General features: G+C 62.6%; 21 protein-coding genes. 12 read left to right on the plus strand and 9 right to left on the minus strand.

Annotation, left to right across the window (positions count from 1 at the left end):
• The 7 genes from ACH2CW_RS01830 to ACH2CW_RS01860 all read left to right on the plus strand — a co-directional run.
• Positions 1–869: RNB domain-containing ribonuclease (locus tag ACH2CW_RS01830; RefSeq protein WP_395055143.1), on the plus strand; the 869-nt coding region annotated here is incomplete at its 5' end.
• A 231-nt stretch (positions 870–1100) separates the two neighbouring features.
• Positions 1101–1376: a YkvA family protein gene (locus ACH2CW_RS01835; RefSeq protein WP_395055144.1), complete on the plus strand. Its 276-nt coding sequence runs from the start codon at positions 1101–1103 to the stop codon at positions 1374–1376.
• 95 nt (positions 1377–1471) lie between these two features.
• Positions 1472–2065, plus strand: a complete 594-nt coding sequence (locus ACH2CW_RS01840; RefSeq protein ID WP_395055145.1) for a carboxymuconolactone decarboxylase family protein — start codon at positions 1472–1474, stop codon at positions 2063–2065.
• 24 nt (positions 2066–2089) lie between these two features.
• Positions 2090–2854 carry a TSUP family transporter gene (locus ACH2CW_RS01845; RefSeq protein ID WP_395055146.1) on the plus strand — a complete coding sequence of 255 codons (765 nt, stop codon included), beginning with the start codon at positions 2090–2092 and terminating at the stop codon, positions 2852–2854.
• Positions 2855–2873: 19 nt separating this feature from the next.
• A complete protein-coding gene (locus tag ACH2CW_RS01850) occupies positions 2874–3329 on the plus strand; it encodes an EVE domain-containing protein (protein ID WP_395055147.1) in 456 nt (151 codons plus the stop codon).
• Positions 3330–3520: 191 nt separating this feature from the next.
• The gene (locus ACH2CW_RS01855; RefSeq protein WP_395055148.1) at positions 3521–4567 is read left to right on the plus strand and encodes a L,D-transpeptidase family protein; all 1047 of its coding nucleotides are present in this window, start codon (positions 3521–3523) and stop codon (positions 4565–4567) included.
• The gene (locus ACH2CW_RS01860; protein WP_395055149.1) at positions 4564–5271 is read left to right on the plus strand and encodes a M23 family metallopeptidase; all 708 of its coding nucleotides are present in this window, start codon (positions 4564–4566) and stop codon (positions 5269–5271) included. The genes ACH2CW_RS01855 and ACH2CW_RS01860 overlap by 4 nt, the downstream gene beginning before the upstream one ends.
• Before the next feature lie 110 nt (positions 5272–5381).
• Here ACH2CW_RS01860 and ACH2CW_RS01865 read toward each other — a convergent pair whose 3' ends face one another.
• Entirely contained in the window at positions 5382–5777 is a 396-nt protein-coding gene (locus ACH2CW_RS01865) for a DUF4440 domain-containing protein (RefSeq protein WP_395055150.1), read from the minus strand.
• A 36-nt stretch (positions 5778–5813) separates the two neighbouring features.
• Positions 5814–6728, minus strand: coding sequence for a ketopantoate reductase family protein (locus ACH2CW_RS01870; RefSeq protein WP_395055151.1), 915 nt, complete (start codon positions 6726–6728; stop codon positions 5814–5816).
• A 90-nt stretch (positions 6729–6818) separates the two neighbouring features.
• Between ACH2CW_RS01870 and ACH2CW_RS01875 the strand changes: the two genes are divergently transcribed.
• Positions 6819–7313, plus strand: a complete 495-nt coding sequence (locus tag ACH2CW_RS01875; protein WP_395055152.1) for a DUF1499 domain-containing protein — start codon at positions 6819–6821, stop codon at positions 7311–7313.
• An 83-nt stretch (positions 7314–7396) separates the two neighbouring features.
• On the opposite strand, the gene ACH2CW_RS01880 is transcribed toward ACH2CW_RS01875, so the two are convergent.
• Positions 7397–8554, minus strand: coding sequence for an alpha/beta hydrolase family esterase (locus tag ACH2CW_RS01880; RefSeq protein WP_395055153.1), 1158 nt, complete (start codon positions 8552–8554; stop codon positions 7397–7399).
• 233 nt (positions 8555–8787) lie between these two features.
• Here ACH2CW_RS01880 and ACH2CW_RS01885 point away from each other — a divergent pair, with 233 nt between their 5' ends.
• Both ACH2CW_RS01885 and ACH2CW_RS01890 read left to right on the plus strand, forming a co-directional pair.
• Positions 8788–9765, plus strand: coding sequence for a rhodanese-related sulfurtransferase (locus ACH2CW_RS01885; RefSeq protein WP_395055154.1), 978 nt, complete (start codon positions 8788–8790; stop codon positions 9763–9765).
• Positions 9765–10436 (plus strand): glutathione S-transferase, encoded by a 672-nt coding sequence (locus ACH2CW_RS01890; RefSeq protein WP_395055155.1) that lies wholly within the window; start codon positions 9765–9767, stop codon positions 10434–10436. Before ACH2CW_RS01885 ends, ACH2CW_RS01890 begins: the two co-directional genes overlap by 1 nt.
• A gap of 185 nt (positions 10437–10621) precedes the next feature.
• Here ACH2CW_RS01890 and sbcB read toward each other — a convergent pair whose 3' ends face one another.
• The 4 genes from sbcB to icd form a co-directional block, all read right to left on the minus strand.
• The gene (gene sbcB / locus ACH2CW_RS01895; protein ID WP_395055156.1) at positions 10622–12091 is read right to left on the minus strand and encodes an exodeoxyribonuclease I; all 1470 of its coding nucleotides are present in this window, start codon (positions 12089–12091) and stop codon (positions 10622–10624) included.
• A 143-nt stretch (positions 12092–12234) separates the two neighbouring features.
• The gene (gene clpA, locus ACH2CW_RS01900; RefSeq protein WP_395055157.1) at positions 12235–14571 is read right to left on the minus strand and encodes an ATP-dependent Clp protease ATP-binding subunit ClpA; all 2337 of its coding nucleotides are present in this window, start codon (positions 14569–14571) and stop codon (positions 12235–12237) included.
• An 85-nt stretch (positions 14572–14656) separates the two neighbouring features.
• Entirely contained in the window at positions 14657–15025 is a 369-nt protein-coding gene (clpS, locus tag ACH2CW_RS01905; RefSeq protein WP_395055158.1) for an ATP-dependent Clp protease adapter ClpS, read from the minus strand.
• A 157-nt stretch (positions 15026–15182) separates the two neighbouring features.
• A complete protein-coding gene (icd, locus tag ACH2CW_RS01910) occupies positions 15183–16436 on the minus strand; it encodes an NADP-dependent isocitrate dehydrogenase (protein WP_395055159.1) in 1254 nt (417 codons plus the stop codon).
• A 201-nt stretch (positions 16437–16637) separates the two neighbouring features.
• Between icd and ACH2CW_RS01915 the strand changes: the two genes are divergently transcribed.
• A complete protein-coding gene (locus tag ACH2CW_RS01915; RefSeq protein WP_395055160.1) occupies positions 16638–17051 on the plus strand; it encodes a hypothetical protein in 414 nt (137 codons plus the stop codon).
• A 129-nt stretch (positions 17052–17180) separates the two neighbouring features.
• Entirely contained in the window at positions 17181–17621 is a 441-nt protein-coding gene (locus tag ACH2CW_RS01920) for a DUF192 domain-containing protein (protein WP_395055247.1), read from the plus strand.
• Positions 17622–17736: 115 nt separating this feature from the next.
• Here ACH2CW_RS01920 and ACH2CW_RS01925 read toward each other — a convergent pair whose 3' ends face one another.
• Both ACH2CW_RS01925 and ACH2CW_RS01930 read right to left on the minus strand, forming a co-directional pair.
• Entirely contained in the window at positions 17737–19974 is a 2238-nt protein-coding gene (locus tag ACH2CW_RS01925; protein WP_395055161.1) for an NADP-dependent isocitrate dehydrogenase, read from the minus strand.
• 245 nt (positions 19975–20219) lie between these two features.
• Positions 20220–20801, minus strand: a complete 582-nt coding sequence (locus ACH2CW_RS01930; RefSeq protein WP_395055162.1) for a superoxide dismutase — start codon at positions 20799–20801, stop codon at positions 20220–20222.
• Positions 20802–20828 lie beyond the last annotated feature (27 nt).

Consider the following 20828-nt stretch of genomic DNA (forward strand, 5'->3'; position numbering starts at 1 on the left):
ACGACACCCTGGCCGGCAAACTGCGGCAGTGGCGCCAGTCGCGCGGTGCGCTCAACGTCAACACCATTGCCGCCCGGCCAGTGTTCAAGGACGGTCTGCTGGTCGACCTGCAACCGGACAAGAAAAACCGCGCCAAGGACTTGATCGCCGACCTGATGATTGCGACCAATGGCGCGACGGCACGTTTTCTCGTTGAAAAAGGTTTCCCGTCGATACGCCGCTTTCTGCAATCACCGCGCCGCTGGGACCGCATCGTGGCGCTGGCTGCCAGCCACGGCGTGGAATTGCCCGCCCTGTCCGATGCCATCGCGCTGGATCACTTCCTGAGCGCGCAGCGCGCGGCCGACCCGGCCGGGTTTGCCGACCTGTCGCTGGCGGTGGTCAAGATGCTGGGTTCGGGCGAATACGCGGCGGCCCCGGCAGCAGCGGATGGCGCGAACGGGCTGGGCCATTTCGGCCTGGCCGTCAACGACTACGCGCATTCGACCGCGCCGAACCGCCGCTTCCCCGACCTGGTGACGCAGCGCCTGATCAAGGCAGCACTGGCCGGTGAGGCTTCGCCCTACTCCGCCGAGCAACTCACAGAGATCGCCAAACATTGCACGCTGCAGGAAGACAATGCCAGCAAGGTCGAGCGCCAGGTGCTCAAGGCCGCAGGAGCGTATTTGTTACACGGGCGTATCGGCGATGTGTTCGACGCCATCGTGACCGGCGCAGCGGCCAAGGGCACGTTTGTGCGCATCAGCAGCCCCTTGCTCGAAGGCCGGGTGGTGCGCGGTTTTGACGGGCTGGACGTGGGCGACGCGACGCGCGTCAGGCTGGTGGCGGTCGATGCCGAAAAGAGCTTTATCGACTTTGAGCGCGCCTGAGTCCTGACAGCCCTGCAAATGTAAAACCCTGTGAAAGCCCTTGTGCCAGTGGCAAGCACCGCCAAGTAGCAGTGTCATCGCGGGCAGAGCCTGTCCCGGACCCGATCCGGGAACCCGCAATCCAGGCCCGGCCGCCATGGATGCCGGATCAGGTCCGGCATGACAAAGATGAGCAGTTTTGTGCCCCGAGTCGAATCGGCCCTTCGTACTTGCCTCTTTCAAGGAGATTCCATGTTCAAACGCCTGACTCTGCTGTGGGTACTGCTTCGCGGCGATGCCCGGCAACTGTGGTTCGCCCTGCGTCACCCGCAAGCGCCAAGCTGGCTCAAACTGGGTACGGCGATGATTGCGCTGTATCTGTTCTCGCCCATCGACTTCATCCCGGACATGTTGCCTTTTTTTGGCATTGCCGACGATCTGGTGCTGGTGCCGCTGGCCATCCGCTGGCTGCTCAAGCGCCTCCCTCCCGAACTGGCCCAGGCAGCGGCCAAGCAACGCGCTGCCTGAGGGTCTGAGGGGAAAAACGGCAGGTGTGATCGCCGGCCCTCCGGGCGCACCTTAAACTGGTCAGACAGCCCCTCGCCGTAATAAGGATTCACGCCATGCCCCACCTCGCCCCCATTCCCCTCGCCGACGTCAAGGAAGACGATATCCGCGAGCGTTTCGAGCATTACAAAAAAACCCGCGGCTTCACGCCCAACAGCATCATGACCATGGTGCGCCGGCCCAACATCGTGCGCGCTTTCATGGCGCTGAACCAGGCGGTGTTGTACGAAGGTACCGTGCCCGAAGAAACCAAGATGCTGGTCAGCCTGGCCAGCAGTTATGCGGCCGGTTGCCTGTATTGCCAGTCGCACATGACCAACCTGTCCAGCATCTACAAGGCATCGGACGCCAAGATTGCTGCGCTGTGGGACTTTGAGAACAGCGACTTGTTCAGCCCGGCAGAACGCGCCGCAATCAATCTCGCGCTCAAGGCCGGCGCGGTGCCCAACGAGGCCTCGCACACCGACTTTGACGAACTCAAGAAGTATTACAACGACGAGCAGATCGTCGAGATCGTCGCAGCAATCTCGCTTTTTGGTTACCTCAATCGCTGGAACGACACCATGGCAACGGCGCTGGAGCCGCTGGCTGTGGAGGTGGCAGAGCGGGCGATTGGCGGCGTCGGCTGGGAAGTCGGCAAACACCGCTGACCGGCTCCGGGGACACGTCGCTGAATGACTCTTCTTCAGACCGCCCTCTTCCTGCTCTGCGTGGCGCTGGCCACCTGCGCGCAGTGCCTGACCGGTTTTGCGTTTGCGCTGATCCTGCTGGGCCTGGCCGGCTTGCTGGAGCTGGCGCCGCTGGCCGACCTGGCCAATGTGGCGATGGTGCTGGGGCTGGCCAATGCACTGGTGGCGTTGCGCGGCGCAGCCCGGACGCTGGATGTCCCGGCCTTTCGCGACATCACGCTGGGCGGCGTGGCCGGCATCCTGCTCGGGCTGCTGTTGCTGGGGTGGCTGAGCACCAACGTGACGCTGGCGCTGCGCGTCTTGCTGGGGCTGACGGTGATTGTCTGCGCCGTGGTGGTGTTGACGCAGACGGCGGCGCTGCGCGAGCGCTCGTCGAATAACGTCTTCCGGCTCTGGGGCGCCGCCTCTGGCCTGCTCACCGGCCTGTTTGGCACCGGTGGGCCGCCGTTGGTCTACCACTTTTACCGCCAGCCGATGGCGCTGCGGACTGTGCGCAACACGCTGGTGGCCACACTGGCCGCCAGTGCGTTGTTGCGCTTGTTGATGGTGCTGCCGACCGGCCAGTTCAGCGCCAACGCGCTCAAGCTGAGCCTGCTGGCGGCGCCGCTGGTGTTCGGGCTGAGCTGGTGGCTGGAGCGGCACCCGCCGGGCTGGTCGCGCCCAGCGGTGCTCAGGCTGGTCTGCACGCTGCTGTTGCTCACGGGCATCGGTCTGATTGTTCCGGCTGTGCTGCAAATCCTTCATCCTTGAGCCTGAAGGAAAAAACACAATGAACTACTGGCTGATGAAGTCTGAACCCGAAGAATGTTCGGTCGACGATGTGCTGGCCGCGCCCGACGCCACCGTGCCCTGGGTCGGCGTGCGCAACTACCAGGCGCGCAACTTCATGCGTGACGGCATGCGGGTGGGCGACGGTGTGTTGTTCTACCACTCCAGCTGCGCCGAGCCGGGCATTGTCGGCATGGCCCGTGTGGCGTCTGGCGCTTACCCGGACCCGACACAGTTCGACCCCGACTCGCCTTATTACGATGCCGGGTCAAAGCACGAAGCGCCGCGCTGGCTGCTGGTCGACGTGCAGGTCGTGAAGAAGATTCCCAACATCACCCTTCCGGCACTGCGTGAGCGGCCCGAACTGGCCGACATGCTGGTGCTCAAGAAGGGCAACCGCCTGTCCATCACACCGGTCGAGGCGCAGCACTGGAAGGCGATTTTTTCGACCAAATAGCCCCTTAACCCATGTCCCACGGTCGTTAGCAGCTATTGATTCAATAGCAACAAGCCTTGCCCCCGGCCGCCGCCCGGACGCCGCCATGCAACACGACAAACGGCGCTAACCTGACCCGCAGCGAGCGCGGTTTCCTACAGTTTGCGCGCGCGTTTGCAGCAACACTTGGCCCACAACTGCTGAAAGTTTTTATGGCCATTTCTCTCCTTCCCCCTCGCTCGCGCCTGGCCTCCCGCCTGCTGGCCATCAGCCTGTGCTGCTCCGCGCTCGGTCTGGCCGGCGGCTCGGTACTGGCGCAAACCGCCAAAGCCGGCGCCAAAACATCGGCCAGCACCGGCTTTGACATGGATGCCTTCAACAATGCCAGCGACAGCCCGCTGCTCAAAAGCGGCAGCAAGGGCCCCGCCGTGGCACGTGCACAGATCCTGCTGGACCGCGCCTGGTTCTCCTGCGGCGAGATCGACGGCCGTTATGCCGCCAACATGCAGCGCATGGTCAAGGCCTACCAGACCGCGCGTAATCTGAAGGTCACAGGCACGGTCACCGCCGAAACCTGGAAGTCGCTGCGTGAAGACAGCGCACCGCTCCTTGCCACTTACACAGTCACGGAAAAAGACACCGCCGGACCCTTCGAGAAAACGCCGGCCGACATGGCCGAACGCGCGAAGCTCAAGGCGCTGGTATTCGAGTCGGTCGACGAGGCATTGGCCGAAAAATTTCACACCAGCATGGCCTACCTCAAGCAACTCAATGGCGGCCGCAAGATCGAGGCCGGCAAGGACATCGTGGTGCCCAACGTGACCAGCGTTGCCGCGCCGGCCAAGGCGGCGTCGATCCAGATCGACAAGTCTGAACGCGTGTTGTATGTGCTGGACGCCGAGAAACGGCCGGTCGCTGGTTTCCCGATCAGCATCGGCAATGAAAAAAACGACCCCCTGCCCATCGGCATGATGGCGATCAAGAACGAGGTGAAAAACCCCAGCTTCACCTACAACCCCAAGCTGCTCAAGAACGCGCCCAAAAATGCCGAGAAGGCCGATATTGCGCCGGGCCCCAACAACCCGGTGGGCAGCATCTGGCTGGGCCTGACCAAGCCGCACTGGGGCATTCATGGCACCTCGAATCCGTCCAACGTCGGCCATTCTGAAACCAATGGCTGCATCCACCTGACCAACTGGGACGCCGAGCGGCTGTCCACCCTGGCCAAGGCTGGTTTCAAGGTTGACGTCAAGCTGTGACCAGGACGCACCACCCCCGCCGCTGGCGCCAGGCCCTGATACTGGGTGCGGTGCTGGCCGGGCTTGCGGGCGTGGTCATCGGCACCTGGTTCCGGCCCGCTGCCACCACCACCCCATCCCCTTCGAGTGTGAACACGCCAACGGCCGATGTGGTGGCGGTGATTGCCCCTTCCGGCGCGGCTGCCGCCGAGCCCGCGCCCAACACCGACGCCACCCCCGCGGTCCTCGCGGTGCCGGCGGATGCCTCCGACCTGTCCCGCCTGCGCGCGCGCGGCCTGATGATTCCGGTCAAAGGCTTCAGCGCGCCCCAACTCAGCGACAACTACACCCAGGGGCGCGCCGGTGGTGCGCTGCATGAAGCGCTGGACATCATGGCGCCGCGCGGCACCCCGGTGCTGGCGGTTGAGGATGGCCCCATCGCCAAGCTGTTCTTGAGCAAGCCCGGCGGCATCACGCTGTACCAGTTTGACCCCAGCGGCGAGTTTGCCTACTACTACGCCCACCTCGACGCCTATGCCGATGGCATCGCCGAAGGGGGCTCGGTGCGCAAGGGCCAGGTCATCGGCTACGTTGGCAGCACCGGCAACGCCTCGCTGGATGCACCGCATCTGCACTTCGCGATTTACAAACTGGGCGCAGAAAAGCAGTGGTGGCGCGGTACCCCGATCAACCCCTTCCTGGTCTGGCGCGACGCCAGGCCCTGAGCCGCGTCGCTGGCCTTTATTTCAAGCTAAATCGGCCTCCAGCCCATACCAGACAAGCGCAAGCAGCTATTTATTCAATAGCAAATCAAGGACTTCTTTGAGCGCTGACTTTATGCCGGAACGAACGACGAGTGGTGATCAACAATCAGCCAGTCACTGCCCACCTTGCAATAAGTAAAGCTGAACCGCGCCGGAAGTGCGCGCTGTCGTCCTTCGACCAGCGCGTGCAGGGTGTAACTGCCGCTGTTGATGGCTGTGCCTGCGTACACCCTAACCCGTTGCGCGTCCAGGCTGATGCTGGGCGGCGAGGCGGCTGCGCAATGGCCGTCAAAATACGCGCGCAGGCCTTGCGGCGTGGTGATCATCGAAGGCGCGGTGGTTCCCCACAGCACGGCCTCGGGGTGATACAGCGCACAGATGCCGGCCGGATCGCTGGCATTGAAGGCGCTGATCCAGCGTTGTGTGACCGCTGTCACGTCGTGCAGGTCTTCAGGCGGGGTGGGCATGGTTGTCTTTCTGTTGTCGGGCCGAGGTTCGGCGCTTCAGGCCATGGCCTTGCGCTCCAGCAGCTTGACCAGGGACCACAACACCCGGTTGGCCGGCGTCGCAATGCCCAGCGCTTCGCCGCGCCTGACGATCAGGCCATTGAGGTGGTCGATCTCTGTGGCTTTGCCGCGCGCCAGGTCTTGCGCGGTCGATGAAAACTGGCTGAGCATGCTGCCGGCCAGCTGGTCCACCGCCACATGCACATCTCCCGCCAGTTGCACACCTTCGGCCTGCGCCACCGCCAGGCATTCAGCCACCACGTCACGCATCAGGTCGCGCACGCCCTCGCCCGCCACGGTTTTGCCGTAGGGCAACTGGCTGATGGCCGAGACGGCGTTATAAGCGCAGTTCAAGATGAGCTTGGCCCAGAGCGCACCCGTCACGTTGGGCGAAACCTCGGTGGGCACGCCCGCCTCGATGAAGGCCTGCGCCACGGCGCCGCTGTGTGTCGATGGCTCCATCACCAGATCGCCCCGGCCGTGGTGCCTGACGTGGCCGGGGCCGGCCATCTCGGTCGCCACGTAGACCACGGCGGCGGCCACCGTATGCTGCGGCAACACGCTGCGCAGCCGCCCGGTGTTGTCAACACCGTTTTGCAGGCACAACACCAGCGCATCGGGGCGCAGGTGGGGTCGGATCAAGCTGCCAGCGGCTTCCGTATCCAGCGACTTGACACAGAACAACACCAACTGCGCGCCCTGCACCGCACTGGCCTCGCTGCTGGCGGCCAGTCGCACCTGTTCGTCACATTGGGTGGTCTGCAGGCGCAGTCCGCTGGAGGCAATGGCCGCCACATGTTGCGGCCGCGCAATCAGCGTCACGCGGTGGCCATGACGCGCCAGCATGCCGCCGAAATAACAACCGACGGCGCCAGCGCCCATGACGGCCACGGTGAGGGGTGAAAAACTCATGGCTGCATTGTAGAAAAGCCGCTGACGGTTTCGAAGCCAGCCGCTAAACTGCCAGGGCTGCAGTGGGCAGCATCCACCCGGAGTTTCCGAATGATCACCGGTCTAAAAATTGTTGTTGTGCTGGTCATGGGACTGCTGGTGATGCTGCTGGTGGCGGGCCAACTGGGTCTGCTCAGAGGGCGCATGCCCACCGACCTGGGGGTGAAGAACAGTCGGCTCAAGCCACCCGCCCAGAATCCGAACAGCGTCAGCAGCCAGGCCGCCCTTCACCCCGACCACCCGTTCAAGGCTTATGCCGAGATTGCGCCGCTGGCCTATACCGGCGACGGCGCCGCGGCTTTTGCCCGCGCCGCGGCGCTGGTCACCGCCACCCCCGGAACCACCGTGGTACAGGCAACACCGGGCTATCTGTACGCCCAGTGCAGCACACGCTGGCTCAGGTTCACGGATGACCTGGAGCTGTGGCTGGACGAGGCGGCCCAGGTGATCCACGTGCGTTCGTCAAGCCGCCTGGGTCGCAAGGATTTTGGCGTGAACCGCGCGCGTGTGGAGGCGCTGCGTGCGCGTTTTGTGGCAGGCGCCTGATCTGAAAAATTGAAGGAAATAGGCCCCTATCCCATGCCGGATAAGGGATGACAGCTATTAATTAGATAGCAAGTCCGGGCCGCTCACGGTCCCGCGGGCGGCAGGCCCTGGCGCCGCCGGTGCTGCGCAAAAAACGTCCACAGCATCAGCGTGGCGTCGGGGCCTTCCGGCGCGCTGAACTCCACACTGCCGTCGCCGCCGCTCCAGGCATGGCCCAGGTGGTCAACCGCGCAGGCCACCAGTTGCGGCTTGCGCCCGGCGTACCAGGTCGCGCTTTCATAGGCGTGGCGCGGGTGCCGGCCAGAGCTGCGCGCCGGATAAGACCTGAGCACTGCCGCGTCCCGCGTGATGAAGCCCGCATTGAGGATGGTGAACTGCTCGGTCAGCTGCGTCATGTTGATGCGCCGCACCACGCTGTCGCGCGCGCCGTGCAGCAAGATGGCCGGCATGCCGGGGAAGGCCTGCGCCGCGCTGCCGAAGACCTGCACGCTGTCGCGGTGCGCCGGTCCGGAGCCGTGTTGCATCGCGCGGTAGGCGCTCATCGGCGAATCTGTGGTGCCAAACACCGGCGCCGAATGCAGGCCCACAGCGGCCACCATGGCCGGGTAATGCAGCGCCAGGATGTTGGCGAGCCCGGCGCCGGCCGACAGGCCCGCGACGTAAGTGCGGGTGCGGTCCAGCCCATGTTTGGCCTGCACCTGCGCCACCATGTCTGCAATCAGCCGCACGTCGCCCAGGCCCTGCTGGGTCGAGCGTTTGTACCAGTGCCAGCAGCGATGGGCATCGGCAGCGGCCGACTGCTGCGGGTACAGCACCGCAAAACCCTTGCGCTCGGCCAGCGCATTCATGCGGGTGGACAGCGCGAAGTCAGTAGCGGTCTGCTGGCAGCCGTGCAGCATCACCACCAGCGGCAGCGGTGCGGCCGGTGCACCCGAGGGCAGGTAAAGCCAGTACAACATGCGCCGCGCGGAGGCCACCTGGCCGGCAGCCGGCACCGAGAACCATGACTTTTGCCACTGCCCCGGCAGGCCGGTCAGTGGATGTGCAGGCGAGATCGCGCTTTTTCGAACGGCAGCCGTGGGCCGTGCTTTCGCCACCTTCGCTGGTTTGGCTTTTCGCACGGCCGGCGCACGCGGCGGCTTGGGCACCAGGCTTTGCAGCAACCTGCGGCCCTGCGCCTGCTGGGCCCGGCCCATGCGGCGCACACTTTTGAGCCAGAGGCTGCTCAGGCTTTTCGCCATGGCACCCTGAATCGATCTGAATTACTAAGCATGCATCCATTTTGCTGCATTGCAGCAACTGCGTCCACGCGCCGCTCGCCCGTTTATGTCGTCCTGCGCGCCGCGTATCTGTCAGGACACTGACGGGGGGCAAGCGGCCGCGATAGCCGCCATTGGTCGCCCTTGTTACGATGGGAAGGCCCGCACTGCCTGCGGCCTTGTTTTTGAACGCTTTTCCGCCATCTCTTCCTGCCATGCCCCGCTTTCTGACCGCCGCCCTCTATAAATTTGTCACGCTGCCCGACTTTGCCGCGCTGCAGGCACCGCTGCAGGCTTTTTGCGAGGCCGAGGATGTGCGCGGCACCCTGCTGCTGGCCGAAGAAGGCATCAACGGCACGATCGCCGGGCCCGAGAACGGTGTGCGCGCCGTGCTGGCGCATTTGCGCAGCGACCCGCGTCTGGCCGAGCTGGCGCACAAGGAATCCTGGTCGCACAAGCTGCCGTTTTACCGCATGAAGGTGCGGCTCAAGCGCGAGATCGTCACGCTGGGCGTGCCCGGCATCAACCCGAACCAGATGGCCGGCCAGTATGTCAAGCCGCAGGACTGGAATGCGCTGATCGCCGAGCCTGGTGTGGTGGTGGTGGACACGCGCAATCACTATGAGGTGGGCATCGGCACGTTTGAAGGCGCGGTCGATCCGCACACCCAAAGTTTCTCGGAACTGCCCGCCTGGGTGGCCGAGCAGTCGGCACCTGGCGGCCTGCTGGCCGAAAAAGACGGCAAGAAACCCAAGGTCGCGATGTTCTGCACCGGCGGTATCCGCTGCGAAAAATCCACCGCCTTCATGCGCACCCAGGGCTTTGACGAGGTGTATCACCTTGAAGGCGGCATCCTCAAGTACCTGGAAACCGTGCCGGAAGACCAGAGCCGCTGGCAGGGCGAGTGTTTTGTGTTTGACGAACGCGTCTCTGTCGTGCACGGCCTGGCCACCGGCCACTACGACCTGTGCCGCGCCTGCCGCGACCCGATCAGCGAAGCCGACAAGGCCTCGCCGCTGTACGTGCCGGGGGTCAGTTGCCCTGGCTGCCACGACAAGAAGACCGACGAGCAGAAACGCGGCTTCATCGAGCGTCAGCGCCAGGTGGACTACGCGAATCGCCGGCGCCAGCCGCACATCGGCGCGAAGCTCGCTTCATCAGGCGGCGGCGAAGACCGGGAAGACAAGGCCTGATGGGCGCCCTGCCCGTCCTGTATTCGTTTCGCCGCTGTCCCTATGCCATGCGCGCGCGGCTGGCGCTCGCGGTCAGCGCTGAGCCGCATGAACACCGGGAAGTCGTGCTTCGCGCCAAACCCGCCGAGATGCTGACGGCCTCACCCAAGGGCACAGTGCCGGTGCTGTTGCTGCCTGATGGCGAAGTGATTGACGAGAGCCTGGACATCATGCGCTGGGCGCTGGGCCGCAACGATCCCGCGCAGTGGCTGACACCGACGGGTGTTTCAGCCGAGGAGATGGCCGCGCTGATCGCGAGCAACGACGGCGACTTCAAGCGCCACCTGGACCGCTACAAATACCCGAATCGCTACCCGCAGGAAGCTGCCGGTGATCACCCCGCCTTTGCGCTGAAGCACCGCAGCGAGGCGGCGAACTGGCTGGTACAACTCGATGCGCGTCTAGCAGGCGGCTGGCTGTGCGGCGGGAAGGCATGTCTCGCCGACATGGCCATCCTGCCTTTTATCCGCCAGTTTGCGCACTCCGATGCCGGCTGGTTTGCGGCCCAACCCTGGCCGCGTTTACAAGGCTGGCTCGCCGACTTCGAAGCCAGTACGCGGTACATCGGCGTGATGGAAAAACATGCGCCGTGGCGACCGGCCATGGCGACTACGCGGTCATTGCGGGCTTGACCCGCAATCCATGCTTCGCTTCCAACAAACGCGCAGGCGTGACAGGACACGCGCATGGATCCCGGATCAGGTCCGGGATGACAGCTAGGGCGCCTGAACTTATGCATCGCATCGGCTTCCAGCCCATGACCAACGGGCGCAAGCAGCTATCAAATAAGGAGTACGGAAGGCACCTCCGGCACAGTTTAAATCTCCGGTGCAACCATCTCCGCATACTCATACAGCGCCCCCAGCACCGCCTCGCCGCGCTCGTCTGCGGTTTCGGACAACACGTCAAGCTGGGCCAGGAAGGCATCGACATTGCGCGCGCCACCCTCACCCTCAAGCAGGCGCGCCGCACGGTGGATGTCCCAGCGTTCGGCATGTTCGGGGGACAGCGTCGCCTCGAAGTTGCGCGCGCGGTAGCGAAACACCAGTTCTTCCAGCCGCTCATCGTCGAAGCCGGTGCGGCTGTGCGCAAGTTCTGCGGGGGGCAAGGCGCGCAGCTTGTTGAGGCGGCGCCTGTCGTCGTTGTTGATGAAGCCGCCATAGAGGTCCTCATCGACATCAGGCACCCCGTCTTTGGGCCGCGCAAACACTTCTGGCCAGACCGCGCTCATGTCGGGCAGGCTGGCGGCCTTTTCGGCGTTACCCAGCGCCGCTTCGATGTCCACGCCCCATTTGGCCGCCATCGCGTCGCTGAGTGTCGCGAGCTTGCGCACCACCATCGGCGACTTGTTCAGGTGCACCGACTTGATCGGCAGCCGCGTCATACCTTCGGGCAGGTCGGCACTTTTGCTGAACAGGCGCTGGCGCAAGGTGGCGACATCCAGCAGCGGCAACTCGGCGGGATCATGCGCCAGGTCCCAGGCCAGCAGCTCGTTTTTGTTGGACGGGTGCATGGCCAGTGGCCACATCACGGCAAGGCAACCGCGCTCGGGCGCGAACATGCCCGACACATGCAAGAACGGCTGTGCCGTTTGCGGGCTGGTGGGCAGGCTCAGCTCGGCCGCCACCCGGTCTTTCTTGTGCAGCGACAGGCAGAAGTCGAACAGCCGCGGCTGCGCCGTGCGTATCAGCCGCGCCAGCGCAATCGTGGCGCGCACGTCGGACAGCGCATCGTGCGCTGATTCGTGCAGCAGCCCGTTGGCACGCGCCAGGTCTTCGAGCTTGAAACTGGGGCGCAGCGCGCCAGCCTCGTCGGGACGGCGTTCATCGGGTTTCATCGGCCACTCAAGGCCCTCCGGCCGCAAGGCGTAAGCCATGCGCACCACGTCGAGCAGATCCCAGCGGCCACAGTCGTTTTGCCACTCACGCGCATAAGGGTCGATCAGGTTGCGCCAGAACAGGTGGCGCGTGACCTCGTCGTCAAAACGGATGGTGTTGTAACCGACGCCTATGGTGCCAGGCTGTGCCAGCACGGCTTCGATGCGCACGGCGAATTCATGCTCGGGCAGGCCGCGCTCCAGGCAGAGCTGCGGCGTGATGCCGGTGATCAGGCAGGAGGTCGGATCCGGCAGGTAATCACGCGCCGGCTGGCAGTAGATCATCAGCGGCTCGCCGATCTCGTTGAGTTCGGCGTCGGTGCGTATGCCGGCAAACTGCGCTGGCCGGTCGCGCCGCGTGTTCAGACCAAAAGTTTCGTAGTCGTGCCAGAGAAAGGTGTGAGGTGCCATCGGGTCTGTTCTTTCGCCAGATTTTTGTGCATGGAAAAGGCATCCAGCCCATAGCCGGCGGGCACAAGCAGCTATGTTTTCAGGAGCACATGAAAAAGGCCGGTAGCGCCATGCTACCGGCCTTTTGATCCTGCGTTATCAGATCAGCTGGTTTCAGCCTGCTCTGCCTCGGGCTTGGCCTTGCCTTCTTTCTTGGGCAGGGGCTGGATGTCGAGCTCGACTTCGCCGGTCTCGACACCCTTCTCGTCGGTCGTGACCTTCATGTCCACCGTGAGGCGGCCGCCATCGATCAAGCGTCCGAACAGCAACTCGTCGGCGAGTGCGCGGCGAATTGTGTCCTGGATCAGGCGCTGCATCGGGCGTGCGCCCATAAGCGGATCGAAACCTTTTTTGCCGAGGTACTTGCGCAGCGTGTCGGTAAAGGTCACGTCGACCTTCTTCTCGGCCAGTTGCGTCTCCAGCTGCAGCAGGAACTTGTCGACCACGCGCAGGATGACGGTTTCGTCCAGCGCCTTGAAACTCACGGTGGCGTCCAGGCGGTTGCGGAACTCGGGCGTGAACAGGCGCTTGATGTCGGCCATCTCGTCGCCCGCCTCGCGCGGATTCGTGAAACCGATGGTCGCCTTGTTCATGGTCTCGGCGCCCGCATTGGTCGTCATGACGATGATCACGTTGCGGAAGTCGGCCTTGCGCCCGTTGTTGTCCGTCAGCGTGCCGTGGTCCATGACCTGCAGCAGCACGTTGAAGATGTCCGGGTGCGCCTTCTCGATTTCGTCAAGCAGGAGCACGCAATGCGGCTTCTTGGTCACCGCCTCGGTCAGCAGGCCGCCCTGGTCGAAACCAACGTAGCCCGGAGGCGCACCGATCAGGCGGCTGACCGCGTGGCGTTCCATGTATTCGGACATGTCGAAACGAATCAGCTCGATGCCCATGATGTAGGCCAGTTGCTTGGCCGCTTCGGTTTTGCCGACGCCGGTCGGGCCGGAGAACAGGAAGGAGCCAATCGGCTTGTCGTCCTTGCCCAGGCCGGAGCGTGCCATCTTGACGGCGGACGCCAACACGTCGAGCGCCTTGTCCTGGCCGAACACCACACTTTTCAAATCACGCTCCAGCGTCTTGAGCTTGCCGCGGTCGTCGTTGGACACATTGGCGGGCGGGATGCGCGCGATCTTGGCGACGATCTCCTCGACCTCGGTCTTGGTGATGATTTTTTTGCGTTTGCTGGCAGGCAGGATGCGCTGGGCCGCGCCCGCCTCGTCAATCACGTCAATCGCCTTGTCGGGCAAATGCCGGTCATTGATGTATTTGGCGCTGAGCTCGGCTGCGGCCTGAAGGGCGGCCACGGCGTACTTGACACTGTGGTGTTCTTCAAAACGGGATTTGAGGCCCTTGAGGATGTCCACCGTCTCCTGCACCGTCGGCTCGACCACATCGACCTTCTGGAAGCGGCGCGACAGGGCCGCGTCTTTTTCAAAGATGCCGCGGTACTCGGTAAACGTCGTTGCGCCTATGCACTTGAGCTGGCCCGAACTCAGCGCGGGTTTGAGCAGGTTGGACGCGTCCAGCGTGCCGCCCGAGGCCGCACCGGCACCGATCAGCGTATGGATCTCGTCGATGAACAAAATGCCATTGGGCTTGTCTTTCAGCGCCTTGAGCACGCCCTTGAGGCGCTGCTCAAAGTCACCGCGGTACTTGGTGCCGGCCAGCAGCGCACCCATGTCGAGCGAGTAGACCTGCGCTTCGCTCAGGATCTCGGGCACTTCTTTTTGCGTGATGCGCCAGGCCAGGCCCTCGGCAATGGCGGTCTTGCCCACGCCGGCTTCACCGACCAGCAGTGGATTGTTCTTGCGGCGGCGGCACAGGATCTGGATCACGCGCTCGACCTCGTAATGACGGCCGATCAGCGGGTCAATCTTGCCCTCTTTGGCGAGCTGGTTCAGGTTCTGGGTGTACTGCTCCAGCGGCGAGGCTTTTTCGTTCTTCTCGCCGCCCTCTTCGTTCTCGGCGGCGGATTCGCCGGCCTTGGTCGGCTCGGGCGGGTCGCTTTTCTTGATGCCGTGCGCGATGAAGTTCACCACGTCCAGACGCGTCACGCCCTGCTGGTGCAGGTAATACACGGCGTGGGAGTCCTTCTCGCCGAAGATCGCCACCAGCACGTTGGCACCGGTGACTTCCTTCTTGCCGTTGCCGGTGGACTGCACATGCATGATGGCGCGCTGGATCACCCGCTGGAAGCCCAGCGTGGGTTGCGTGTCCACGTCGTCGTTGCCGGCGACCTGTGGTGTGTTGTCCTTGATGAAGTTGGCCAGCGACTTGCGCAGGTCATCGATGTTCGCAGAGCATGCGCGCAACACCTCGGCGGCGCTCGGGTTGTCGAGCAAGGCGAGCAACAGGTGTTCCACGGTGATGAACTCGTGACGCTGTTGGCGGGCCTCGACAAAGGCCATGTGCAAGCTGACTTCTAGTTCCTGGGCAATCATTGCGTTTCCTTTCGGCTTGCTGCGGGGGTATCGGGTAGAGGTATCGGGGTGCGGCTGATAGGGAAAATATGGGCTGTCTTAGCGATTATTCAATGGGCTCGCACACACACTGCAGCGGATGGCCATTTTTTCGCGCGGCTTCGGTCACCTGGTCAACCTTGGTGGACGCCACGTCCTTGGAAAACACGCCGCACACGCCTTTGCCGTCGAGGTGGATCTTCAGCATGATCTGCGTGGCGGTTTCCCGGTCCTTGTTGAAGAACTCCTGGATCACCTCGACCACAAACTCCATCGGGGTGTAGTCGTCATTGAGCAGCACCACCTGGAACATCTGCGGCGGTTTGGTCTTTTGCGGACGCCGCTCCAGCACCACCGAATCCCCCCCATTGGCGCCATCGGGCTTGAAGGCCGGGGCCTTGGGCGGTGCAGGAGGCTTGGGGGGTTGGGTTGCCATGGAATTCATTCTAGCGAGCGAAATTGCCCGGTGCGGGACATGGGTCAATTGGTGGCGGGAACACGACATTCAAGGACGGGCGATTGACTTTTGTCGGCGCCATAAAAAAACCGCTCCAGCCTGCGCCAGGAGCGGTTTTGCCGTTCAGCCGCCATCTTTACATGTGGTCAATCATCACCTGGCCAAAGCCGGAGCAGCTGACCTGCGTCGCGCCGTCCATCAGGCGGGCGAAGTCATAGGTGACCTTTTTCGACGCGATGGATTTTTCCATGGCGCTGATGATCAGGTCGGCGGCTTCCAGCCAGCCCATGTGCCGCAGCATCATTTCAGCCGACAGGATTTCAGAGCCCGGATTGACGTAGTCCTTGCCGGCGTATTTGGGGGCCGTGCCGTGGGTGGCCTCGAACATGGCGACGGTGTCGCTCAGATTGGCGCCGGGGGCGATGCCAATGCCGCCAACCTGGGCAGCCAGCGCGTCAGAGATGTAGTCGCCGTTGAGGTTGAGCGTGGCAATCACACTGTATTCGGCGGGGCGCAGCAGAATCTGCTGCAGGAAGGCGTCGGCGATGCTGTCCTTGATGACAATATCCTTGCCGGTCTTCGGATTCTTGAACTTCATCCAGGGACCGCCGTCGATCTCGACCGCGCCGAATTCCTTCGCGGCAAGCGCGTAGGCCCAGTCCCGGAAGCCACCTTCAGTGAACTTCATGATGTTGCCCTTGTGCACGATGGTCACGCTGGGCTTGTCATTGCTGATGGCGTACTGGATGGCCTTGCGCACCAGACGCTCGGTGCCTTCGCTGGATACCGGCTTGATGTCGATGCCCGAGGTGTGCGGGAAGCGGATCTTCCTGACACCCATCTCGTCCTGCAGGAACTTGATGAGTTTTTTGACCTTGTCGGATCCGGCCTCAAACTCGATGCCGGCGTAAATGTCTTCGGAATTCTCGCGAAAGATCACCATGTGGGTCTTGTGCGGCTCTTTCACCGGTGAAGGTACACCGGCAAAATACTGGATCGGTCGCAGGCAGACGTAGAGGTCCAGTTCCTGGCGCAGCGCCACATTGAGCGAGCGTATGCCGCCGCCAACGGGGGTGGTCAGCGGGCCTTTGATGGACACCACATAGTCCTTGACCGCCGCCAGGGTTTCTTCCGGCAACCAGACATCCGGACCGTAAACCCGTGTCGACTTTTCACCGGCATACACCTCCATCCAGTGGATTTTTTTCTTGCCACCGTAGGCCTTGGCCACTGCCGCATCCACCACCTTGAGCATGACGGGCGTGATGTCGGCGCCGGTACCGTCGCCTTCGATGAACGCAATGACCGGCTCGTCCGGCACATTGAGCGAGTTGTCGGCATTGACGGTGATTTTTTGACCTTGGTCAGGCACCTTGATGTGCTGGTACATGGACGACAGTCTCCGGGATGTGCTGAATCAGCGATGAAAGCGGCGAAAGCGCTTAGGGGCTTACCCGTAAATTCTAGCGGCAAACCATGGCGCGACCGTTTTTCAGAAGGGGCTTGTCAACCGTATGCGTAGGGCTGCCGTTACGGTGATGCCCCGGCAATTTTCGGGGACCATTACAAACGTATACCAAGAGGAACTCCCATGAACAAAGTTATCGCTGCCTTGATCGCCGGTCTTTTCGCCGCTGGCGTGTTTGCACAGACGCCTGCCCAACCGGCTCAGCCGGCCAAGCCAGCGATGCCGGCAATGCCAGCTACGCCTGCAACACCGGCAACGCCTGCCACCCCTGCCACCCCTGCAATGCCAGCGGCTAAAGTTGAAACCAAAGCCGACAAAGCCGCTGCTGCCAAAGCCGCCAAAGCTGAAAAAGCCGCCGCTGCCAAGAAAGCCAAGGACGACAAAGCCGCTGCTGCCAAAGCCGCTAAAGCTGAAAAAGCCGCCGCCGCCAAGAAAGCCAAGGACGACAAAGCCGCTGCTGCCAAAGCCGCCAAAGCTGAAAAAGCCGCCGCCGCGAAGAAAGCCATGGACGACAAGGCCGCTGCAGCCAAGAAGTAATTCTTCAGGACTGTTTGAAATGCCCGCACTGCGGGCATTTTTCATGGCGCTCGTTTATGCTGTTTGCCTGATCAACCCCTGGTGATTTCCATGCCTCACGTTTCTTTCGCTGCCCATCACCTCGGTCGCATGACCTGTGCCGTTTTGCTGACGGCAAGCGCAGTCTCGGCAGCGGCCCAGGACGCGCCCCAGATGAACCTGCAGCGCAGCACGCTGTCTGCCGGCATGCACCAGATCGACGCGCAACTGGCCATGACCCCCGCACAGCGGCAAACCGGCCTGATGTTCCGCAAGGACATGCCGCAGGGCGAAGGGATGCTGTTCATCTTTGAGGAGCCCGCCAAGCAGTGCTTCTGGATGAAAAACACCCCGCTGCCGCTGACTGCCGCTTTTGTGGCCGACGATGGCACCATCGTGAACCTGGCCGACATGAAACCGCAGACGACGGACTCGCACTGCTCGGACAAGCCGGTGCGTTATGTGCTGGAAATGAACGTCGGCTGGTTTGCCAAAAAAGGCATCAAGGCCGGGAGCCGCCTGCGCGGCGCGGTATTCGAGGGCCGCAAGTAATTCTTGAGCGACACGATTGAGCAAAGAAAAAAGGCGGTCCGCATGAATGCAGACCGCCTTTTCTTTATTCGAAGTCGCCAGCGCCTGCCCCGCAGGTCGCCTCACCCCGCGCTGTTCAAGCCGTGAAAGCCGCCAGCGCTGCGTTCAAGGTCTTGCTCGGACGCATCACAACATCCAGCTTGGCCAGGTCGGGCTGGTAATAACCGCCGATGTCCACCGCCTTGCCCTGCACAGCCTGGAGCTCGGCGACGATGGCCTGCTCGTTGGTCGTCAGTTCCTTAGCGAGCGGCGCAAACCGGGCGGCCAGGGCGGCGTCTTGCGTTTGTGCGGCCAATTCCTGTGCCCAGTACATGGCCAGGTAAAACTGGCTGCCGCGATTGTCCAGTTGACCAGTCTTCGGCGACGGATTTTTGTTGTTGTCGAGAAGCTTGCCAGTGGCCGCATCCAGCGTTTTGGCGAGAATTTTGGCCTGGACGTTGCCGGTCTTGATACCGAGGTCTTCCAGCGACACCGCCAGCGCCAGGAATTCGCCCAGTGAGTCCCAGCGCAGGTGGTTTTCCTCAACCAGTTGCTGCACATGTTTGGGCGCGGAGCCGCCGGCACCGGTTTCGTACATGCCGCCGCCGGCCATCAAGGGCACGATGGACAACATCTTGGCGCTGGTGCCGAGCTCCATGATGGGGAACAGGTCGGTCAGGTAATCGCGCAGGATGTTGCCGGTGGCGCTGATGGTGTCGAGGCCGCGCACCACACGCTCCAGCGTGTAACGCATGGCACGCACCTGGCTCATGATCTGGATGTCCAGGCCCGATGTGTCGTGCTCGTGCAGGTACATCTTGACCTTGGTGATCATCTGCGCTTCGTGCGGGCGGTACGAATCGAGCCAGAACACCACCGGCATGCCGGAATTGCGCGCACGGCTCACAGCCAGCTTGACCCAGTCGCGGATCGCAGCGTCCTTGACCTGGCACATGCGCCAGATGTCACCGGCCTCCACATTCTGGCTCAGCAGCACCTCGCCGGTAGCCAGGTCAGTGATGTTTGCCACGCCGTCTTCGGCGATCTCGAAGGTCTTGTCGTGCGAGCCGTATTCCTCGGCCTGCTGGGCCATCAGGCCCACGTTGGGCACCGTGCCCATGGTCTTGGGATCGAAGGCGCCGTGCCACTTGCAGAAGTTGATGATCTCCTGATAAATGCGGGCGAAAGTCGATTCAGGCATCACGGCCTTGACGTCCTTCAGGCGGCCGTCAGCGCCCCACATCTTGCCGCCGTTGCGAATGGCTGCGGGCATGGAGGCGTCGACAATGATGTCGTTGGGCGAGTGGAAGTTGGTGATGCCCTTGGCGGAGTCCACCATGGCCAGTTCGGGCCGGCCTTCGTGGCAGGCATGCAGGTCGCGTTTGATCTCGTCCTGCTTGCTCTGCGGCAGCGTGCCGACCTTGTTGTACAGATCGACCATGCCGTTGTTGACGTTGACGCCCAGCTCCTCAAACAGTTTGGCGTGTTTTTCGAACGCTTCCTTGTAGAAGATCTTCACGCAGTGACCGAACACGATGGGGTGCGACACCTTCATCATGGTCGCCTTGACATGCAGCGAGAACATCACGCCGGTCTTGAAGGCATCATCGATCTCCTTTTCATAAAAGGCCACGAGCTCCTTCTTGCTCATGAACATCGAGTCGATGATCTCGCGGTCCAGCAGCGCGACCTTGGGCTTGAGCACGATGGTTTTACCGCCTTTGGTGATCAGCTCCATCTTGACTTCGCGCGCGCGGTCCAGCGTGATCGACTTTTCACCGTGGTAGAAGTCGCCGGCGTGCATGTGCGAGACATGTGAGCGCGAGGCCTGGCTCCAGTCGGCCATGCTGTGCGGATTCTTGCGCGCATATTCCTTCACGGCCTTGGGCGCGCGGCGGTCCGAATTGCCCTCTCGCAGGACCGGGTTCACGGCGCTGCCGGTGCACTTGTTGTAGCGCGCCCGGATGTCCTTGTCGGCGTCGGTCTTGGGCGCCTCCGGGTAGTCCGGAATCTTGTACCCCTTGCCCTGCAGTTCCTTGATCGCGTCCTTGAGCTGGGCCACCGATGCGCTGATGTTGGGCAGCTTGATGATGTTGGCCTGCGGTTTGAGTGTGAGCTTGCCCAGCTCCGTCAAGGTGTCGGCGACCCGCTGTTCTTCGCTCAGACATTCCGGAAATTGCCCCAGAATCCGGCCGGCCACCGAAATATCGGCGGTCTCGACCTTGACGCCCGCCGGCGCGGTGAAGGTGCGGACGATGGGCAGGAAGGCGCTTGTTGCCAGCAAGGGGGCTTCATCGGTCAGCGTGTAGATGATGGTGGGTTGCTCGGTGCTCATCGCTTATCTCCAGAACTGTTATGGGAACGCCCCCGGCTGGGTCACAGACCGGCGGACATGATTGGATGGTGCCTGATTCCTTGAGAGAACGGGACCTGCCCTGCCCTGCATTTTATGCAACGCATTGCCACGATACGAAATTTGCCTGTCTGCGATGAACTTTATTTTTCGTTGAGGCAAAAAAAAACCCGAATCCATCGTCGGGCTTTTTTCGGGGCGCGGCGCAGCGACAGCGCCAGGCAGGATCAGGCGAAGTTGGCCGCTGCGAAGTCCCAGTTCACCAGCTTGTCGAAAAAGGTCTCGACAAACTTCGGGCGCATGTTGCGGTAGTCGATGTAATAAGCGTGCTCCCACACGTCCACCGTCATCAGCGCCTTGTCGGCAGTGGTCAGCGGTGTACCGGCCGGGCCGGTGTTGACGATGTCCACGCTGCCGTCGGCCTTCTTCACCAGCCAGGTCCAGCCCGAACCGAAGTTGCCCACGGCCGACTTGACAAAAGCCTCCTTGAAAGCAGCGTAAGAGCCGAACTTGGCGTTGATGGCAGCAGCCAGCGCCCCGGAAGGCTCACCACCGCCGGCGGGTTTCATGCAGCTCCAGAAGAAGGTGTGGTTCCAGATCTGGGCTGCGTTGTTGTACACGCCGCCGCTGGATTTTTTGACGATCTCTTCGAGTGTCATGGCTTCGAACTCGGTGCCTTTTTGCAGGTTGTTGAGGTTCACCACATAAGCGTTGTGGTGCTTGCCATGGTGGTACTCAAAGGCTTCCTGGCTGTAGTGCGGCGCCAGGGCGTCGATAGCGTAAGGCAGCGGTGGCAGTTTGTGTTCCATTTGTTTTTCCTTGTGGGGTGGTGGGGT

This window comes from Polaromonas sp., assembly GCF_043778355.1.
Lineage (GTDB): Bacteria > Pseudomonadota > Gammaproteobacteria > Burkholderiales > Burkholderiaceae_C > Polaromonas.

Bases quoted from the DNA above. Each gene is read 5' to 3' on its own strand.
- ACH2CW_RS01890 (WP_395055155.1), top strand. From the start codon at position 9,765: ATGGGCGCCCTGCCCGTCCTGTATTCGTTTCGCCGCTGTCCCTATGCC.
- ACH2CW_RS01840 (WP_395055145.1), top strand. From the start codon at position 1,472: ATGCCCCACCTCGCCCCCATTCCCCTCGCCGACGTCAAGGAAGACGAT.
- ACH2CW_RS01850 (WP_395055147.1), top strand. From the start codon at position 2,874: ATGAACTACTGGCTGATGAAGTCTGAACCCGAAGAATGTTCGGTCGAC.
- ACH2CW_RS01885 (WP_395055154.1), top strand. From the start codon at position 8,788: ATGCCCCGCTTTCTGACCGCCGCCCTCTATAAATTTGTCACGCTGCCC.
- ACH2CW_RS01875 (WP_395055152.1), top strand. From the start codon at position 6,819: ATGATCACCGGTCTAAAAATTGTTGTTGTGCTGGTCATGGGACTGCTG.
- ACH2CW_RS01870 (WP_395055151.1), bottom strand. From the start codon at position 6,728: ATGAGTTTTTCACCCCTCACCGTGGCCGTCATGGGCGCTGGCGCCGTC.
- ACH2CW_RS01920 (WP_395055247.1), top strand. From the start codon at position 17,181: ATGACCTGTGCCGTTTTGCTGACGGCAAGCGCAGTCTCGGCAGCGGCC.
- ACH2CW_RS01845 (WP_395055146.1), top strand. From the start codon at position 2,090: ATGACTCTTCTTCAGACCGCCCTCTTCCTGCTCTGCGTGGCGCTGGCC.
- ACH2CW_RS01930 (WP_395055162.1), bottom strand. From the start codon at position 20,801: ATGGAACACAAACTGCCACCGCTGCCTTACGCTATCGACGCCCTGGCG.
- ACH2CW_RS01835 (WP_395055144.1), top strand. From the start codon at position 1,101: ATGTTCAAACGCCTGACTCTGCTGTGGGTACTGCTTCGCGGCGATGCC.
- icd (WP_395055159.1), bottom strand. From the start codon at position 16,436: ATGTACCAGCACATCAAGGTGCCTGACCAAGGTCAAAAAATCACCGTC.
- clpA (WP_395055157.1), bottom strand. From the start codon at position 14,571: ATGATTGCCCAGGAACTAGAAGTCAGCTTGCACATGGCCTTTGTCGAG.
- ACH2CW_RS01915 (WP_395055160.1), top strand. From the start codon at position 16,638: ATGAACAAAGTTATCGCTGCCTTGATCGCCGGTCTTTTCGCCGCTGGC.
- ACH2CW_RS01865 (WP_395055150.1), bottom strand. From the start codon at position 5,777: ATGCCCACCCCGCCTGAAGACCTGCACGACGTGACAGCGGTCACACAA.
- ACH2CW_RS01925 (WP_395055161.1), bottom strand. From the start codon at position 19,974: ATGAGCACCGAGCAACCCACCATCATCTACACGCTGACCGATGAAGCC.
- clpS (WP_395055158.1), bottom strand. From the start codon at position 15,025: ATGGCAACCCAACCCCCCAAGCCTCCTGCACCGCCCAAGGCCCCGGCC.
- sbcB (WP_395055156.1), bottom strand. From the start codon at position 12,091: ATGGCACCTCACACCTTTCTCTGGCACGACTACGAAACTTTTGGTCTG.
- ACH2CW_RS01880 (WP_395055153.1), bottom strand. From the start codon at position 8,554: ATGGCGAAAAGCCTGAGCAGCCTCTGGCTCAAAAGTGTGCGCCGCATG.
- ACH2CW_RS01855 (WP_395055148.1), top strand. From the start codon at position 3,521: ATGGCCATTTCTCTCCTTCCCCCTCGCTCGCGCCTGGCCTCCCGCCTG.